Origin of the sequence: Reichenbachiella sp. 5M10 (assembly GCF_002742335.1) — a bacterium.
In the GTDB taxonomy this organism is placed as follows: Bacteria; Bacteroidota; Bacteroidia; order Cytophagales; family Cyclobacteriaceae; genus Reichenbachiella.
The window spans coordinates 3,392,483-3,409,938 of the sequence record NZ_MDGR01000007.1 but is presented as its reverse complement, the minus strand read 5'-3'; the positions used below and the strand labels follow the sequence as shown (position 1 = coordinate 3,409,938).

At 43.4% G+C, this 17,456-nt stretch carries 18 protein-coding genes; 4 read left to right on the top strand and 14 right to left on the bottom strand.

Annotated features, from left to right (window positions below; genetic code table 11):
- Nucleotides 1-22: 22 nt before the first annotated feature.
- Nucleotides 23-2,374, bottom strand: a complete 2,352-nt coding sequence (locus tag BFP72_RS13550) for a ribonucleoside-diphosphate reductase subunit alpha (protein ID WP_099599645.1) — start codon at nucleotides 2,372-2,374, stop codon at nucleotides 23-25.
- 36 nt (nucleotides 2,375-2,410) lie between these two features.
- A complete protein-coding gene (locus BFP72_RS13545) occupies nucleotides 2,411-3,400 on the bottom strand; it encodes a ribonucleoside-diphosphate reductase small subunit (protein WP_099599644.1) in 990 nt (329 codons plus the stop codon).
- Nucleotides 3,401-3,870: 470 nt separating this feature from the next.
- On the opposite strand from BFP72_RS13545, the gene rplU reads away from it, so the two are divergent.
- Together rplU and rpmA are read left to right on the top strand one after the other, a co-directional pair.
- The gene (rplU, locus tag BFP72_RS13540) at nucleotides 3,871-4,179 is read left to right on the top strand and encodes a 50S ribosomal protein L21 (RefSeq protein ID WP_099599643.1); all 309 of its coding nucleotides are present in this window, start codon (nucleotides 3,871-3,873) and stop codon (nucleotides 4,177-4,179) included.
- A gap of 9 nt (nucleotides 4,180-4,188) precedes the next feature.
- On the top strand, nucleotides 4,189-4,458 hold the full coding sequence (gene rpmA / locus BFP72_RS13535) for a 50S ribosomal protein L27 (RefSeq protein WP_099599642.1): 270 nt from the start codon (nucleotides 4,189-4,191) through the stop codon (nucleotides 4,456-4,458).
- 91 nt (nucleotides 4,459-4,549) lie between these two features.
- On the opposite strand, the gene BFP72_RS13530 is transcribed toward rpmA, so the two are convergent.
- Entirely contained in the window at nucleotides 4,550-5,461 is a 912-nt protein-coding gene (locus tag BFP72_RS13530; protein WP_099599641.1) for a hypothetical protein, read from the bottom strand.
- Nucleotides 5,462-5,678: 217 nt separating this feature from the next.
- On the opposite strand from BFP72_RS13530, the gene BFP72_RS13525 reads away from it, so the two are divergent.
- On the top strand, nucleotides 5,679-6,683 hold the full coding sequence (locus BFP72_RS13525) for a tetratricopeptide repeat protein (RefSeq protein WP_099599640.1): 1,005 nt from the start codon (nucleotides 5,679-5,681) through the stop codon (nucleotides 6,681-6,683).
- Between the two features lie 2 nt (nucleotides 6,684-6,685).
- Here BFP72_RS13525 and BFP72_RS13520 read toward each other — a convergent pair whose 3' ends face one another.
- The 8 genes from BFP72_RS13520 to rbfA form a co-directional block, all read right to left on the bottom strand.
- Nucleotides 6,686-7,780 (bottom strand): ferredoxin--NADP reductase, encoded by a 1,095-nt coding sequence (locus BFP72_RS13520; RefSeq protein WP_099599639.1) that lies wholly within the window; start codon nucleotides 7,778-7,780, stop codon nucleotides 6,686-6,688.
- Between the two features lie 210 nt (nucleotides 7,781-7,990).
- Nucleotides 7,991-8,776 (bottom strand): inositol monophosphatase family protein, encoded by a 786-nt coding sequence (locus BFP72_RS13515; RefSeq protein ID WP_099599638.1) that lies wholly within the window; start codon nucleotides 8,774-8,776, stop codon nucleotides 7,991-7,993.
- Complete coding sequence (rsmI, locus tag BFP72_RS13510; protein ID WP_099599637.1) at nucleotides 8,773-9,450, bottom strand: 16S rRNA (cytidine(1402)-2'-O)-methyltransferase; 678 nt, start codon at nucleotides 9,448-9,450, stop codon at nucleotides 8,773-8,775. Before rsmI ends, BFP72_RS13515 begins: the two co-directional genes overlap by 4 nt.
- A 1-nt stretch (nucleotide 9,451) precedes the next feature.
- Entirely contained in the window at nucleotides 9,452-9,679 is a 228-nt protein-coding gene (locus BFP72_RS13505) for a 4a-hydroxytetrahydrobiopterin dehydratase (protein ID WP_099599636.1), read from the bottom strand.
- An 11-nt stretch (nucleotides 9,680-9,690) separates the two neighbouring features.
- The gene (locus tag BFP72_RS13500) at nucleotides 9,691-11,010 is read right to left on the bottom strand and encodes a TRAP transporter large permease subunit (RefSeq protein ID WP_221406522.1); all 1,320 of its coding nucleotides are present in this window, start codon (nucleotides 11,008-11,010) and stop codon (nucleotides 9,691-9,693) included.
- The gene (locus BFP72_RS13495) at nucleotides 11,007-11,513 is read right to left on the bottom strand and encodes a TRAP transporter small permease subunit (RefSeq protein ID WP_099599635.1); all 507 of its coding nucleotides are present in this window, start codon (nucleotides 11,511-11,513) and stop codon (nucleotides 11,007-11,009) included. The genes BFP72_RS13500 and BFP72_RS13495 overlap by 4 nt, the downstream gene beginning before the upstream one ends.
- 38 nt (nucleotides 11,514-11,551) lie before the next feature.
- Nucleotides 11,552-12,778: an FtsX-like permease family protein gene (locus tag BFP72_RS13490; RefSeq protein ID WP_099599634.1), complete on the bottom strand. Its 1,227-nt coding sequence runs from the start codon at nucleotides 12,776-12,778 to the stop codon at nucleotides 11,552-11,554.
- Complete coding sequence (gene rbfA, locus BFP72_RS13485) at nucleotides 12,779-13,162, bottom strand: 30S ribosome-binding factor RbfA (protein ID WP_099599633.1); 384 nt, start codon at nucleotides 13,160-13,162, stop codon at nucleotides 12,779-12,781.
- 91 nt (nucleotides 13,163-13,253) lie between these two features.
- On the opposite strand from rbfA, the gene BFP72_RS13480 reads away from it, so the two are divergent.
- A complete protein-coding gene (locus BFP72_RS13480) occupies nucleotides 13,254-14,669 on the top strand; it encodes a hypothetical protein (RefSeq protein ID WP_099599632.1) in 1,416 nt (471 codons plus the stop codon).
- Nucleotides 14,670-14,762: 93 nt separating this feature from the next.
- On the opposite strand, the gene rpiB is transcribed toward BFP72_RS13480, so the two are convergent.
- The 3 genes from rpiB to glyA are packed head-to-tail and all read right to left on the bottom strand — an operon-like array spanning nucleotide 14,763 to nucleotide 17,347.
- Nucleotides 14,763-15,194, bottom strand: a complete 432-nt coding sequence (gene rpiB, locus BFP72_RS13475; protein WP_099599631.1) for a ribose 5-phosphate isomerase B — start codon at nucleotides 15,192-15,194, stop codon at nucleotides 14,763-14,765.
- Between the two features lie 11 nt (nucleotides 15,195-15,205).
- The gene (gene tatC / locus BFP72_RS13470) at nucleotides 15,206-16,054 is read right to left on the bottom strand and encodes a twin-arginine translocase subunit TatC (protein ID WP_255397220.1); all 849 of its coding nucleotides are present in this window, start codon (nucleotides 16,052-16,054) and stop codon (nucleotides 15,206-15,208) included.
- 3 nt (nucleotides 16,055-16,057) lie between these two features.
- Nucleotides 16,058-17,347, bottom strand: coding sequence for a serine hydroxymethyltransferase (glyA, locus tag BFP72_RS13465; RefSeq protein ID WP_099599630.1), 1,290 nt, complete (start codon nucleotides 17,345-17,347; stop codon nucleotides 16,058-16,060).
- Nucleotides 17,348-17,456: the final 109 nt, after the last annotated feature.

Below are 17,456 nucleotides of genomic sequence, written 5' to 3'. Positions count from 1 at the left end.
TTGTGTTCTGTAAGTAAGTAGTTTAGCTACCGCATCCTACGCATTCGAAATCTGAATTGGCTTGACCTGCTCTGTCGGTCAGTTTTGCCGCTTCAGACTCTACATTTTTATCTTTGGTGAGTGTAAACTTGATGGCGTCAGCTGCAGCTTTCGTTCTCAAGTAGTACATGCCTGTTTTCAATCCTTTCTCCCACGCATAGAAGTGCATAGAAGTCATTTTTCCGAAGTTAGGCTCCTGCAAGTGGATGTTCAAACTCTGACTTTGGCAAATGAACGCCCCTCTATCAGCCGACATGTCGATGATCGCTTTTTGCGATATCTCCCACACGGTCTTGTAGATGTCTTTGATCTCCTGTGGTATCTCAGCGATATTTTGAATAGAACCGTTTGCGTTCATGATTCTGTTTTTCATGCTGTCATCCCAGATGCCAAGCTCGATGAGGTCGTTCATCAAGTGCTTGTTTACTACCGTGAATTCACCTGATAGTACTCTTCTCAAGTACATGTTGGAAGTGTAGGGCTCGAAGCATTCATTGTTGCCTAGGATTTGTGAAGTCGATGCTGTAGGCATAGGAGCCAATAGCAATGAGTTTCTCACCCCGTGCTTTTTTACTTCTTGTTTCAAGCTAGTCCAATCCCATCGATCTGTCGGAGTTACATTCCACATGTCGTATTGGAATATTCCTTTGGATACTGGAGAGCCTTTGAATGTTTCGTAAGCACCTTCTACTTTGGCGATATCCTTAGAAGCGGTCATCGATGCGAAATAGATGGTTTCGAATATTTCGCTATTGAGCCTTCTTGCTTCAGGAGAGTCGAATGGCATTCTCAATTTCATGAATGTATCCGCCAATCCTTGTACGCCGATACCGATAGGTCTGTGTCTCATATTTGAGTTCTTAGCCTCTGGTACTGGGTAGTAATTCACGTCAATCACTTTGTTCAAGTTCTTGGTGATCACATAAGTGATGTCATATAGCTTCTGATGATCAAACTCGTTGTTCTCGTTGATGTACATCGGCAATGCGATAGAAGCTAGGTTACATACCGCTACCTCGTCAGGAGAAGTGTATTCGATGATCTCTGTACACAAGTTACTAGACTTGATCGTACCTAAGTTCTTCTGATTCGACTTCTTGTTGGCAGCATCTTTGAAGAGCATGTATGGCGTACCTGTCTCGATTTGAGATTCAAGAATCTCGAACCATAGGTCTTGTGCCTTGATGGTTTTTCTGCCTCTACCTTCTGATTCGTACTTGGTGTATAGCTTTTCAAACTCCTCACCGTGTACTTCTGCTAGTCCAGGGCATTCGTGTGGACACATGAGGGTCCACTCGCCGTTTTCTTTGACTCTCTGCATGAACAAGTCTGGTGTCCAAAGTGCGTAGAACAAATCTCTTGCTCTCAACTCTTCTTTACCGTGGTTCTTTTTCAAGTCCAAGAAATCAAAAATATCCGCATGCCATGGCTCTAGATAGATCGCAAAGCTTCCTTTTCTTTTTCCCCCGCCTTGGTCTACGTATCTAGCCGTCATGTCGAAGTTTCTCAACATCGGTACGATACCATTGGATACGCCGTTAGTTCCTTTAATATATGATCCAGTCGCTCTTACGTTGTGAATGCTCAATCCGATTCCCCCTGCAGATTGAGATATTTTAGCGGTTTGTTTCAGTGTGTCGTAGATCCCATCGATACTGTCATCTTTCATTGTTAGCAGAAAACAAGAAGACAACTGTGGTTTCGGTGTTCCCGCGTTGAACAACGTAGGAGTAGCGTGTGTAAACCACTTTTCAGAAAGCAAGTTGTAGGTCTCGATAGCCGCTGGGATATCTTCTTTGTGAATGCCTACTGCTACTCTCATGAGCATGTGCTGTGGTCTCTCTACGATCTGGCCGTCTAGTTTCATGAGATATGATCTTTCGAGTGTTTTGAACCCAAAGTAGTCATACCCAAAATCTCTATCGTAGATGATAGAAGAGTCTAGTAGCGCTGCGTTTTCTTTGATGATACCATATACATCCTTTGCGATCAGCGAAGCATTCTCGCCAGTTTTAGGATCTATGTAGGTATACATTCTCTTCATCGTGTTAGAGAATGATTTGCTTGTAGTCTTGTGTAGGTTAGATATAGCAATACGAGCAGCAAGTTTGGCAAAATCCGGGTGGACAGTTGTCAAAGCAGCAGCGGTCTCAGCAGCTAAATTGTCTAGTTCTACAGTCGTTACACCGTCATAGATACCATTGATTACTTTTTTAGCGATATCAATAGGCTCAATGAAGGAGGTGTTGAGGCCGTAGCAGAGTTTTTCGATTCGGGCAGTCACTTTATCGAACTTCACAGATTCGCGGCGACCATCTCTTTTTATTACTAACATAAGGCGATAGGGAATAAGGGGTTATCTAATATTATATTAAAAGTCTTCGTCTAAACTAAATTTTGGAGAGTCATCATTGCCATCGTTCATGACTCCCGCTTTTTGGTATTCTGCCACTCTTTTTTCAAAGAAATTGGTCTTGCCCTGCAATGAGATCATCTCCATGAAATCAAAGGGGTTGGTAGCGTTGTATACTTTGTCACAGTTGAGCTCCATGAGCAATCTGTCTGCAACAAACTCGATGTACTGACACATCAGCTCTGAGTTCATTCCGATCAATTTGACAGGGATGGCGTCAGTGACAAACTCTTTCTCTATGGTTACGGCATCACAGATGATTTCTTTGATGGTTTCCTCAGAAAGTTTGTTGACCAAATGGTCGTTGTACAACAAACAAGCAAAATCGCAGTGCAATCCTTCGTCTCTAGAGATCAACTCGTTTGAAAAAGTCAATCCTGGCATCAATCCTCTCTTTTTTAGCCAAAAGATAGAACAGAACGAACCAGAGAAGAAGATACCTTCTACTGCAGCAAAAGCAATCAGGCGCTCAGCAAAAGAACCATTGTCGATCCATCGGAGTGCCCAGTCTGCTTTTTTCTTTACGCAAGGGATAGTCTCCACTGCGTGAAATAGTTTATCCTTCTCCTTGTTGTCTTTGACATAGGTGTCAATCAACAAAGAATAGGTTTCGGAGTGTATGTTTTCAATCGCAATTTGAAACCCATAAAAGAATTTTGCTTCGGTGTACTGTACTTCGGAGACAAAGTTCTCGGCGAGGTTCTCATTGACGATCCCATCACTAGCTGCAAAGAACGCTAAAACGTGCGTGATAAAATGTCTTTCTCCATCATTTAAATTGTTCCAGTCTTTTAGGTCTTGGCTGAGGTCAATTTCTTCGGCTGTCCAAAAACTAGCTTCAGCTTTCTTGTAAAACTGCCAGATGTCATTCTTCTCGATAGGGAACAAAACGAACCGGTCTTTGTTTTCTCTCAATATTGGTTCGTTTTCGATGCTAGGATTTGCCATTTTTATTTGGTTACACTCTTTATTTATTGGTTACTGACATTAATTGAACCCCAATAGAATATGGAGACACCAAAAAATGAAATCGTTCAGCCGCTGGGTGGAGCTGAAAAGCGATTCAATGGTGTTCATACGTTATTCTATAGGATGACTTGTTCTTTTGGTGTGCTGGGTCCTTCGAACAAGTAGTACAAATATGAAAAAAAGGCATCAAAAAATCAATCCCAACAAGTGTATGAAAGGAGGGCTTTTGATGAGTATGAAAAAAGTGTTTAAGTGCTTGATATACATATCAATGATTGGATTTTACGAACTTGTACTTTACCCTCTGAATGGTGTTTTTGAGGGGTGAAAAAAAGTGATAAAAAAAATATTTTTTTAGTTCGTATAAAATGCTAAATGATCGGTTGTATATACTGTGTAATATTATTAGCTTTGCAATCCGAATTTTTAAAAGGTATATTAAATAAATTATGTACGCAATAGTAGATATAGCAGGAAAGCAGTTCAAAGTAACGCAAGACCAATTCATCTATGCTCCAGCATTGGATGGTGAAGAGGGCGCTTCCGTAGAGTTTGACAATGTGTTGTTAGTAGATAACGACGGTAAAGTCAACGTAGGTACTCCAACAGTAAAGGGTGCTAAAGTAACAGCAAAAATCCTTTCTCACTTGAAGGACGACAAAGTGATCGTTTTCAAGAAGAAAAGAAGAAAAGGTTACAAGAAGAAGAATGGGCACAGACAAGCCTTGACAAAAATATTGATTGAGACCATAAAATAATATAACACCATGGCACATAAGAAAGGAGCAGGTAGTTCTAAAAACGGAAGAGAATCACATAGTAAACGACTAGGGGTGAAAATCTTTGGCGGTGAGAAAATCATAGCTGGTAACATCATCGTGAGACAAAGAGGAACAAAGCACCATCCTGGCGTGAATGTTGGTATTGGTAAGGATCATACATTGTTTGCTTTGACAGACGGTGTAGTAGAATTCAGAAAAGGAAGACAAAACAGATCTTATGTCTCTGTAGTGTCTGTAGATGGCGTACAGGCGTAAGTTTCGTACGTTAGGATATTTGAAAAAGGCCGATTAGTCTATGACTAATCGGCCTTTTTTGTAGGTGGAAGCTATAAGAGGTAAGACCATCTTATTCAATTGATTTCTTAAAGCTGAATTCACGTAGAAATTTTTGTGCTTCGTTGAGATTTTGGAATTCGTAATTTTTGATTTCTCCTTCGTTGCTGTGTATAGCGACTTTGATGAGGATGACTTTTTTACTGTTGGAGAGGTTGACAAACTGGGATTGCTCAGTGAGTATGTAGTCACTTTCCGTTTTTCCCATCGACAGCTTGACATTCTTGCGCTTGATACGCTTGCAGTAGGAACACTTGTAGTGTTTGATCAGTTCTCCTTCCTGTTCTGTACTGGCGTCTTTGATTACTTCTTCTTTTTCTAATTTGAGGGTTTGGAACCCACATCGATCACATTTGAGGGCGCTGAGTCTACCTTCATATTTTTCTATTTTGGTATCTCCCGTTTCTGTATCAATCCATACATCATAGTCGACCGAGAATACATCCTCTTCTGCTTGCATACCTTCGTCGAGATATACATCTTCCTCTTCTTCACTGAGCAACTTCATTTCATTTCCATTGTTAGGGTTGGTTCGAGGTGTGTACCTGTATTTGTGTAGCTTTTTGGCTTGAACTCCTGGGTAGTAGTACTTCAGCATCAGCTGTGCAATGTACCCGTAGAGCACTCCTATACATAGTGAGATGAAGATGCGAATGAAGAACCAAATGAAACTAAGAAGGACAGTTTCTTGTTTATAGGTATTGCAGATGAAGAATATGCCTAGAGCGATGGATGCATGTGTCGCAAACAAGAAGTTGTACTCGAACTTGCTGACGAAATCATATTTGGACTTCAATTCTTTTTTGCTACCGAGTAGTAGTTTGAATACGACCAGTATGATGATACCTAGTGCAACAGCTGATGGAGCTAAGATGTACATGGTGTTTTGCCATGCTGTGAGAAAATTGATTAGTCCTTCACTCATATTTGTCGAGGTTTTGGTGGGGTGAGAATTAAGTTTTTAACAATTAGGAATAAATATATTGGAGAATGCGTTATCCTAGGGGTATTGTGTCAAAAAAATAACATGATCCATACTGGATGGGCATACTTTTTGTCAAAGCTCTATGGAATTGGTCTTTGGCTCTAAGGGTGATTTCACCCATAATATTTACATTTGACTATACGAGAATAAATATTTGATGAATAAATCTACTCTTTTTTTTGTGCTGTGTGCGTTGGTTTTTCAGTCCTGCCTGAAGATCGAAAATGCTGGTACTAATGATGGGGTGGTATTGGAGTCAGATACAATATCTCATCTTGTTCGGATAGAGGATGTCAATGCGCCGTATACTTCACTTGGTGGTAGGGTCTTGACAGAGCCTGATTTGGATCGGTGGACACGGCTCAAGCGAGAAAACCAGCTGGAAGAGGCTTTTGAGGATTATCAGACTTATCCTGATAGCGTGGATATGATCATCTGGTATGGACGTAGACTCAGTTATCTCTATCGTTACCATGAGGCGATCAACGTTTACAGTAGTGCTTTGCTGGCCAACCCCAATTCGTATCAATTGTACCGACATAGGGGACATCGTTATCTGACGATTCGTAAAATGGATGAGGCAATTGCTGATTTGGAACGTGCCGCGTTTTTTATTCGGAAAGTTCCATTAGAGTTAGAACCAGACGGAATCCCCAATGATAGCAACGTGCCACGTAGTACCGTACAGTTCAATATCTGGTATCACTTGGGGTTGGCATATTACATTAAAGGGAATTTTGACAAGGCTGTCTCAGCTTATAAGAAATGCCTTTTGGTGGCAGATAATCATGATATGTTGGTCTCGGCATCCAATTGGTTGTATATGACTTATCGTAAAATAGGTAACGTGGAGGCTGCCGTAGCGCTTTTGGAGCCGATTCACAAGGACATGAATATCATGGAGAATTTTCAATACCATGAATTGTTACTGATGTATAAGGGGGAAATTCAACCCCATAGTTTGTACGATGTAGAGACGGCGGATCAGACAATCGCACAACTCACGACAGGCTATGGAGTAGGCAACTGGTACTACTACAATGGTAAAACAGATGACGCGATGGAGGTCTTCAAGCACATGATGAATAGTCCCTATTGGCAGTCCTTTGGGTACCTAGGGGCAGAGATGGAATTGTTGAATACCCTTGCTGTAGAGGAATAGAGTTATCCAATCTCCACTTCTATGTCTTGGGATTGGGCATGCGCGACACAGAGCAATACGTAACCTTCCTCTTTTTCGGCATCTGTCAATCCATCGGCGTTGCCTCGGTCGATGTCTCCTTTGACTAGTTTGGCGCGACAGGCAGTACATAGTCCACTTTGGCAAGAGTAGGGCATGTCGAGACCTTGATCCAGTCCTGCATCCAATATACTTTTAGTCGGTGGCACCATCACTTCATGCTCTTCCCCATCGAGATGTATGATCACCTTTTTGTCAGACTTGTCATCAGTAGGAGACGCTTCTTGTACGGGTGCTGGGGTGAAGCTTTCCTTGTGTATGAGTTCACTAGGTATTGAGAGGCTAGAGAGTGTATCGAGCACAATGTCCATCATGGGCTCAGGTCCACATGTCATGTAGCGTATCTCTTGGTAGGACTCGTCTTGAGTGTTTTTGAGGGTTTGGATGATAAATTCTTTGGTCAGGTATCCTGTGTGGCCTATCCAGTCAGCTGGAGCATTTTCTAGTGCATGGATGACTTCTAGTTGTTTAGGATAATGAGCCATCAGTTCGTCTAGTTTGTCTTTGAAGATGATGGATTCTTGATCCCTATTGGCATAGAGTAGTGTGACTTTGCTATCAGGTTCTACTTTGAGCAAGGTTTTGGTGATCGAGAGTAGTGGAGTGATACCACTGCCTCCCCCAAACAAAAAAACGTGCTTGCTGTTGCTAGGTTTGATTTCTAACACGAAGGACCCCATAGGAGCCATCACTTCAATGATGTCTCCTGCTTTAAAATGATCACTAACGTGATTGGACATCAACCCTCCTTCCACTCTTTTGATGGTGACGGTAGGGCTGTCATCGAATGCGGAACTACTGGATAGAGAGTAGGCTCTTCTGATTTTTTTACCATTGACTGTGGATATCAATGTCAGGTATTGACCGGGTTGATAGGAGATCGCCCCCGTAATTGGCTCTTCAAAAACAATACTAACAGCATCTTTGGTCTCTTGAATGACTTCTTTGATGGTGAGGTGTAGATTTGTTGAGTCTATAGTACTCTTCTTGTCTTTGTTTTTTTTGAATAAGCCAAACATATACTTGCGGTTTTTTTACTTGCGGGGACAAAAGTAAGAACAAGCCTCGATTAATCAAGCCTTTTGTTCGTTCTCTGTGGAATGACATTTGTCACATCCTCCTGCACAGGAGCTGTTGTTTCGTGATGATCCGAAAATTTTTTTAAAGAGAAACCAACTGGCGGTTCCGAATAATAAGAATATTATGAGCTCTTGTATCATGATGTGAGGTTACCAATGTTTTTTTATAACGTCCAAAAGCTCTTGCTGGATGCCACATGTAGCAACTATTTCGCGTTTGAAAAGGAAGTCTTTTCCACCCGAAAAATTACTCACCAGTCCACCTGCTTCTTGTACGATGAGTGCTCCTGCAGCGACATCATAGGCATTGAGATTGTACTCGAAGAAACCTTCGAATCGGCCCATGGCGGTATACACCAAGTCTATAGCAGCACTTCCCATTCGTCTGATTCCGTGGGAGTTTTGCATCAGTTGATTCAGTATAGCGAGGTAGCGCTCCATGTTATCAAAGTTGCAATAAGGGAAGCCTGTAGCAAGGAGGCTTTCAGATAGTTTGGTGATGGGGGAGATGGATATCTTTTCATGGTTTTGGTAGGCACCTCCACCTTGATAGGCATGAAAGCAATCGCTTTGTCCTATATCGTAGATCACACCAATGAGCAACTCCTCACCACGAGCTAAAGCGATGCTGGTCGAGTAGCAGGGTACCCCATGGATAAAGTTAGTCGTACCGTCTAGTGGATCAATGATCCATTTGAGCGCTCGATTATCTTCTTCGATGGTGTTTTCTTCAGTGATAAACCCTGCTTCTGGTAAAATCTCTTTGAGCCTATGAACGATCATTTTTTCAGCCTCCTTGTCCACGTAAGAAACGAGAACATTTTTGCCTTTTACCTCGATGTGCTCAAGAGTGAAATGTGCTCTTTCTTGTTGGATGAATCCCCCACATTCGGTGGCGAGTTGGACGACTTCTTGGGTGATGTGTTTTAGATTCATAGACCAGATATGACGATGACGATTTCTCCTTTTACTTTTTTCTCACCGTAGTAGATGATGATCTCACGGAGAGATCCTCGTATCGTTTCTTCGTGTATTTTGGTGATTTCTCGACTGACAGAGGCTTGTCGGTCTGGACCAAATACTTCTGCAAATTGTCCTAGTGCTTTGACGAGACGATGTGGAGATTCGTAAAAGACCATCGTTCGAGATTCCTCTTTGAGGGATTCTAATTTGGTCTGTCTTCCTTTTTTTTGAGGGAGGAATCCTTCGAATACAAAGCGGTCAGAGGGGAGTCCAGAGTTGACCAACGCTGGAACGAAAGCAGTTGCTCCAGGAAGACACTCGATACGGATGTCCTGTTTGATACATTCTCTGACTAGAAGAAACCCGGGGTCACTGATGGCAGGTGTTCCTGCATCGGATATCAAAGCCATCTTTTGTCCCTGCTTTAGGTTCTCGGCGATCTGCTCGACTTGTTTGTGCTCGTTGAAGATATGATAACTCTTGAGGGGCTTTTTGATGTCAAAATGCTTGAGCAAGACCCCTGAAGTGCGAGTGTCTTCGGCTAGTATCACATCGACACTTTTTAGGGTTTCGAGGGCACGTAGTGTGATGTCTTGAAGGTTGCCGATTGGTGTCGGGACCAGATAGAGAGACGAGTCTAAAGTCATATTATAATTGATCAATGGCCTCAGCCAAGGCTTTGTCTTTGTCTGTGATTACATTGCCAGCGTCATGGGTGCAGAGCTGAATCGTGACTTTGTTGTATACATTGGACCAATTGGGATGATGATCCATTTTTTCTGCAACAATAGCGACTTTGGTCATGAAGCCAAAAGCCTCAGTGAAGTTTTTGAAAGTAAAGATCTTGACGAGTTGATTGTCTTTTTCGTACCACATGGTGTGAGGGGTTATTTGTTTAAATAGGGAAGAAATGTGACGATTTCAGGGAAAACGATCACCAATACCAATAAAACTACTTGAATTATCACAAAAGGAATAATTCCACGATACAAATGACCTGTTTTGATTTCTGGTGGCGCTACTCCTTTGAGGTAGAAGAGAGAAAAACCAAAAGGAGGGGTCAAAAAGGAGGTTTGTAGGTTGAGGGCAATGAGGATGCCTATCCATATCAAATCAATACCCATGGCGGTGAATATCGGTGCAGCAACGGGGACGATGATGAAGATGATTTCGATGAAGTCGATAAAAAAGCCAGCGACAAATACTACCAACAATACGGCAATCAGAAACAAATCAGGAGAGAGCCCAGCTTGAGTGATGGTTTCTGCAAGTATTTTGTCCCCTCCCATGGCTCTAAATACCAACGAAAATGAGGTCGCTCCGATCAATATCATGAATACCATACATGTCAAAAAGGTGGTGTCTTTCATTACCTCTTTAAGAATGCGAAAGCTGAGTTTTTTTTGAGAAGCAGTGAGTGCAATAGCTCCCAATGCTCCGACAGCAGCTGCTTCGGTAGGGGAGGCTACTCCTGCAAAGATGGAGCCTAATACGAGCAGGATCAGGGCAAAGGGCAGAACAAATGCTTGAATGATTCTTTTTCGGCTACCTGTTGACCAGAATGCAGCGCTTTCGGCTGCAGTGATGGCGGGGGCAGATTGAGGGCGTAGCTGGGCGATGACGAGGATGTAGAGTATGTATAGGCTTACGAGGAGTAGCCCAGGGATCAATGCTGCAGTGAATAGATCACCTACAGAGATGTTGAGGACACTGGCGAGTAGAACCAGCACAATGGAGGGAGGGATGATCTGACCTAGAGTCCCAGCCGAAGCGATCGTGCCTGTAGCAAGTTCGGGCGAGTAGCCTTTTTTGAGCATGGTGGGTAGACTGATGAGTCCCATCGTGATGACGGTCGCTCCTACTATCCCCGTCGATGCAGCGAGCATAGCCCCTACGATGACTACCGAGAGTGCTAGTCCACCTTTGAGTTTACCGAAGAGGTGTGACATGGTTTCTAAGAGACTTTCGGCCAAACCGGACTTTTCCAGCATGATACCCATAAATACAAAGAGCGGGACAGCTACTAAGACAAAGTTGTGCATGGTCCCGTAGATTCGCAGAGAGAGGAGATAAAAAAAGTCCATGTCATACATGATCACTCCTGCCAAGATCGACAACCCACCCAAGGTAAAGGCGACGGGGTACCCAAACAGGATGAGAATGAATACCAGCGCAAAGAGGAGTAAAGGGAGGTAGTCGGTAATCATGTGGTGGTAGGGTTGAGGATTTGGGATATCGAATGCAGGAGTATAGCGATACCTTGTAGTAGAAGCAAAAGTGCACACATCGGAATGGTAGATTTGATGATGAATCGGTGAGGCAAACCACCGGGTTCGGCGCTTGATTCGTTGATGTGCCAAGCATCCATCACGAAAGGGATTGAAGTCATGAGGAGGACTACACAAAAGGGGATCAGAAAAAGAAGTGTGCCAATCAGATTGATCCAAGATTTGGTGAGAGGGGAGAAGTTGGAATAAAAGACGTCTACCCGTACATGTTTGTCGTGCTTTAGAGTATAGGCTGCTCCCAGTAAGAAGAGTGCAGCGAAGAGATGCCATTCGAGCTCTTGATTGGCTGAACTGTTCCAGTTGAAAAGGTAGCGTAGCATTACATCTATGCCTATCAGGATTACAAGCATGAGGCTGAGATATGAGACTCCTTGTCCTGTCCGCTCTGTCAGCCTATCGATGAGGAGGATGATTTTATTCATAAAGCCAAATTAATGAGAATCACTGTCAAACGAAACTTCTACTTGATACGCAGAAATTTGGATTGGTTGGAGGCACGAAGAGAGGGCTGAATGGCTGCCAAAAAGGTAATGAGAATGATACTGATTGCACTATAGAAGAAGTCTGTAGCGATGAGTTTGACGGGATAAGCTTGCATTACAGCGGATTCTACCCCCATTGATACAACCCCGAAATTCTCTTGTATCCATACGATGATAAAACCAAGGAGCAGTCCACTGCCTGCTCCAATGAAAGCAATGATGGCTCCCTCAGTCAAGAAGATCTTACGAATCATGGCAGGAGTGGCTCCCATAGCGTATAGGAGGCTGATGTCTGATTTTTTCTCGGTGACGAGCATTGAGAGAGAAAAGAAGATGTTGATCGAGGCGATCGCGACAACTAGAGAGAGTGTGATGAATACAAATAGTTTTTCGATTTGCAGGGTTTTGTATAGGTCTTCGTGTTGTTGATCGGCGTTTCTAACAACGAACTGATCGCCGAGAGCTTGAGTGAGTTGATCTTGGATTTTATCGGCTTGGCTAGGATCTTCGATTAAGATTTCGACAGAGGTGCGTTTGCCTTTGTAGTCAAGTAGTTGTTCGGTGAAGGCAATCGGGACAAAGACATAGTTGTCGTCATAGTGTTGTTCGAGTGCGAATACCGCGCCCGGTAGAATGCGTGTATGAGTGTAGTAGCTGGAGGGGTTGATTTGCCCTGGGCGTACATTTTTTGGGTAGAAAAACTCCAAGGGGGTGTATTCGTTGCGCAGGGAGATCCCTAGTTTGAACTGTATCCCTCGTCCGACGATGGCTAAGGGCTGTGTCTCGCTTCCGAAGGAGAGTTCTCCGTGACGGATTGCTTCTTTCATGCGGCCCATCTCAATGAAATCCTTGCTGAACCCCTTGATCTTGACTACCATTTGCGAGTGGTTGTATTTGAGGAGTGCATTGTCTTCGATTACTTCGGTGATGCCCATCACACCGTCGATGGAGTTGATCTCGAATTTGATGTCATCTGTGAGTTCGAAGGATTTTCCCTGACGAGGCATGACCTGTATCGGTGCGTCAAATTCACCATATATCGATCGGAGTAAGTCTTCCATCCCATTGAATACCGACAGTACAATAATGAGCGCAGCGGTACCGATCGACACGACGAGCATCGATATGATCGCGATGATGTTGATGAAATTCTTTTTCTTTTTGGAGAAAAAGTAACGTCGAGATATGAACAGGGGCAAGCTCATTTAATCCTCTGAACCGTCCTCTTCTGGTTTTTCTTTTGGAATCTGTAGTCGAGAGAGAATGCCTTCAATGTTTTGTGCATGTTCTTGTGTGTTGTCAAGGACAAAATGCAACTCGGGTACGATACGTACTTGTTTGCCAATTTTAAGGCCGAGTGCCTTTCGTATTTCGGGCTTCTTTTGAGCCATTTGTTCGATGAACCCTTCGGGATCATCTACCATCATGAGGCTCACGAAGACCTTAGCAAAACTCAAGTCAGGACTCACCTGTACCTCTGTAATCGTGATAAATGCCTTGCCAAACCAGTGTCTGGAATCTCTTTGGAAAATCTCGCTGAGGTCTTTCTGTATTAGCCCCGCATATTTTAGTTGTCTTGTTCCGCTCATATTTCCTGCAAATATCCCTATTAATTTACATTATATTTAATAAAAAGGTATTTTCGTCTTTCGAATCACGTCAGATTAAACCGCTACTTTATTGCTTTCTTATTTCAAGGCCAATGATCCCTATAGATTGCTCGGAGCTTTCTTGCTTCTTCTCCTGATCAGAGTGTCTGTCATCGTGAGTGGAGTGCCACCTATAATGCCTGAACTCAAGTGGCTTCTCTTAGGGGAGAGGTTGAGTCAGGATGGGATGCTGATGTATAGAGATGTGTGGGATTATACTGCGCCGCTATCAGTGTTTGTGTACAAATGGCTCCATATTTTATTTGGTAAATCCCGACTCAGTTATCAATTGATGTCTATGCTTTTGGTGGCATTTCAGGCCATGATTTTCAATAATATCATGTTGAAAAATAAAGCCTATAATACCAATTCGTATGTGCCGGCGCTGATTTATGTGATCACGATGAACTTCTGTTTTGATTTCATGACACTGTCTCCAGTATTGATGGCAATGACGTTTATTTTGCTGGCTCTCAACAATCTCTTCAAGCGGATGGACAACCATACGCAGGACGAATTATTCATTTTTACAGGGATCTATTTGGGGGTGGCAACCATGTTTTATCTTCCTTCTATTTTTTATGTCTTGGTGACACTGATAGCCCTTCTACTGTATACAGGATCTATCTTTAGGAGAATGCTGCTGTTGTTTTATGGGTTTTTGATGGTCTTGGTATTGACTGCTCTGTTTTTTTATTGGAACGATGGGTTTTCGGTGTTTTATCACCATGTATACAAGTCACTGTGGTCGATTGGAGCTTATAATTACTTGTCAGTCAAAGGTTTTTTGTTGATGCTCATGGTGCCAGGAGCGATATTGGGTTTTAGCTTATTCAAAGTATATAAAATGGGTAAGTTTGTCAATTTCCAAAGCCGTATACAGAGTGTGATGCTTATGTTCTTGGTTTCAGGCTTGTTTGCATTTACCATACTCAAAGAAAGGTCTACGTTTCAGTTTATTTATTTTGTGCCAGTTTGGGCATTTTTTATCACGCATTATTTGCTGCTGATCAGGAATTGGATTTTGGCAGAAGCTAGCTTTCTATTGGTGCTTGTGTTGTTGTTGTCCAACTTTTTTTTTCCGCTCAAAGGGTGGATGTATGTAGATAGAATCATTGGGTTTGATGAGTTAATCGTGCAAGAGAGCGAGTATGCTACGTTGACTGAAGGGAAGAAAATTCTGGTAATTGGAGAGGGTTTAAGACATTATCAGCGGGCGAGCATAGCTACACCTTATTTGGAATGGAGGTTGTCTAAGGAGCTTCTGAGTAATTTGGATTATTATGACAACAGTGCGGAGGTGTTTCGACAGTTGAATGCTGAATTGCCAGAAGTGATCATCGATGAGAAGCAGGTTGTCCCAGAACTGTTTGAGATGATGCCTACAATTGCTGCACAGTATCGTGAGCACCCAGTACATGAGGGGGTATATGTGCTATTGGATTAATGTTCGGTTTTTCTGACGAGCAAGAAGATTGAATAAAAAGAAAGCACAACAAACTGTTGTGCTTTCTTTTTATTCAATCTTCTAAATGGTCACTCAAACACAACGAATCTTATCGACTCTGGTCTGGTGTCTACCACCTTCGAACTCCGTGGTGACGAATTTGTCTACCATTGCGAGGGCTTTGTCCAGCGAGACAAAACGAGCGGGGAGACAGATGATGTTGGCGTCATTGTGCTGACGAATGAGTTCAGCTACTTCTACTTCCCAGCAGAGGCCTGCGCGGATGTCTTGGTGCTTGTTGGCGGTCATGGCTACTCCATTGGCACTACCACAGATCAAGATGCCTAGCTCGTTTTTGCCACCTTCGATGGAGTCAGCTACAGGGTGCACATGATCGGGGTAGTCTACCGAATCGGCAGTATTTGGTCCGAAATCTTCTACCTCATGCCCTAACTTTTGTAAGTGAGTGATGATGTCTTTTTTGTATTCAAATCCGGCATGATCACCGCCTATTGCTATTTTCATCTTGCTGTTATTTACAATTGAATTAATTCTTTTTCTCTATTCTTAAAGGCTCTTTTGGATACTGTGATGCTAATCTGATAGAGCCCAATGAGGGGTATTGCTATCAATACTTGGCTAAACGGATCCGGAGGGGTCAGCAAAGCTCCCAAAAAGAATATGACCACTATACCGTGCTTGCGGTAGGCTTTCATGATTGCAGGAGTGATGATTCCTGCTTTGGTGAGGAAGAGTACCACCATCGGGAGTTGAAACAACAATCCACAAGCCAATACCAGTGTGGTCACTGTCGATACATACGAGATGATGTCAAACTCGTTGAGAATCGAGGGGTCGATCTGGTAGTTGGACAGGAAATTGACACTGAGAGGTGTCAAGATCAGATAGCCAAAGGCCACACCTATCATAAATAGAAAGCTGACCCAAAAGACCGCTCCGCGGGCTACTTTCTTTTCGTTGATATACAGTCCTGGGCTGATAAATCTCCAAATCTCCCAAAAAGCATAAGGGAAAGCGCAGGTGAGTCCCACCGCAAAGGAGGATGCGATGTGCATCGTAAACTGCCCTGTCATCTGTCTGCTTTGCAGGATAAAAGGCAGTGTATCGATGCAAATGGCTTGCGTCTGTAGGAGGTCGCCTAACTGACAGAGCCAGCGATAGGTCCAGAAGTCCGTTTTGGATGGCCCTAGAATGATAGTGCCAAAAACTAGCTCCTTGGACGCAAATGCTCCGACGGTGAATACAGCGATCGCAATAAATGCTCTGATGATGTGCCACCGGAGTTCTTCCAGATGATCAAGAAACGACATTTCGTTTGTTTCGTGTTCGTCTGGATCCATTTGATCCAAGGGGAGGTTACTCATAGTTTATACCAAAGAAGCAAGTTGTGTGTAAAGAGGGAAGTCTTTCATCCATGTGTTTACATCGTTTTTCACTTCGTTGATTTTAGCGTCATTGTCGAGGTTCATCAATACCGTATCGATCAATTCTACCACGCGATCCATGTCGCCATCTTTCATGTGGCGAGAAGTGATGGCGGCAGTACCTACACGGATACCTGAGGTGACGAACGGAGAACGCTCATCAAATGGTACCATGTTTTTGTTGACGGTGATTTCAGCTCTAACGAGCCCATTTTCAGCATCCTTTCCTGTAATGCCTTTTGAACCGAGATCGATCAGCATGAGGTGGTTGTCTGTGCCACCTGAGATCAGGTTGTAGCCTCTTTTGACGAAAGACTCAGCCATTACCTCTGCGTTTTTCTTGACTTGGAGTGCGTAGTGCATGTAATCATCTGTTAGCGCTTCGCCAAACGCGATGGCTTTTGCTGCGATGATGTGCTCTAGAGGCCCTCCTTGTGTACCTGGGAATACACCCGAATCCAAAACAGACGACATCATGCGAGTGATGCCTTTTGGTGTTTTCAATCCCCATGGGTTTTCAAAGTCTTCGCCCATCAAAATCATCCCGCCTCTTGGTCCTCTGAGTGTTTTGTGGGTGGTGGTGGTCACTATGTGACAGTGCGGCATAGGATCCTCTAAGAGACCCTTGGCGATCAGTCCAGACGGGTGAGAGATGTCAGCCAATAGCAAAGCACCGACCGAATCAGCGATCGCTCTGAATCGTGCGTAATCCCAATCTCTAGAATAAGCAGATGCTCCGCAGATGATTAATTTAGGTTTTACAGCTTTGGCTTTCTCCTCGACTTTGTCCATGTCGATGAGTCCTGTTTCTTTTTCTACGCCGTAGAAGTTGGCGTCAAAGTATTTTCCTGAGATATTGACGGGCGAACCGTGCGAGAGGTGACCGCCGTGCGACAAGTCAAAACCTAATACTGCATCCCCTGGTTTCAAACATGCCAAGAATACCGCTGCATTCGCTTGTGCACCTGAGTGTGGCTGCACGTTGACCCATTCTGCACCGAACAGTTCTTTGGCTCTGTTTCTAGCGATATCTTCGATTTGATCTACGACTTCACAGCCACCATAGTATCTTTTGCCTGGTAGACCTTCGGCGTATTTGTTGGTGAGTACCGTCCCAGCGGCCTCCATCACTTGTGGTGACACAAAGTTCTCAGAAGCAATAAGTTCTATTCCACTTTCTTGTCTCTCTCTTTCTTTTTCGATTAGGTTGAATACGTCAAGATCTCTCTGCATGATATAATGGTTTCTATGAGGCGCAAATTTAGAAGATGCCCTCTTATTAAGCAAAGAAATGCTGAGAACGGAGTGGAAAAAAGGCGGGAGAAATATTTGAGGGCGTAGT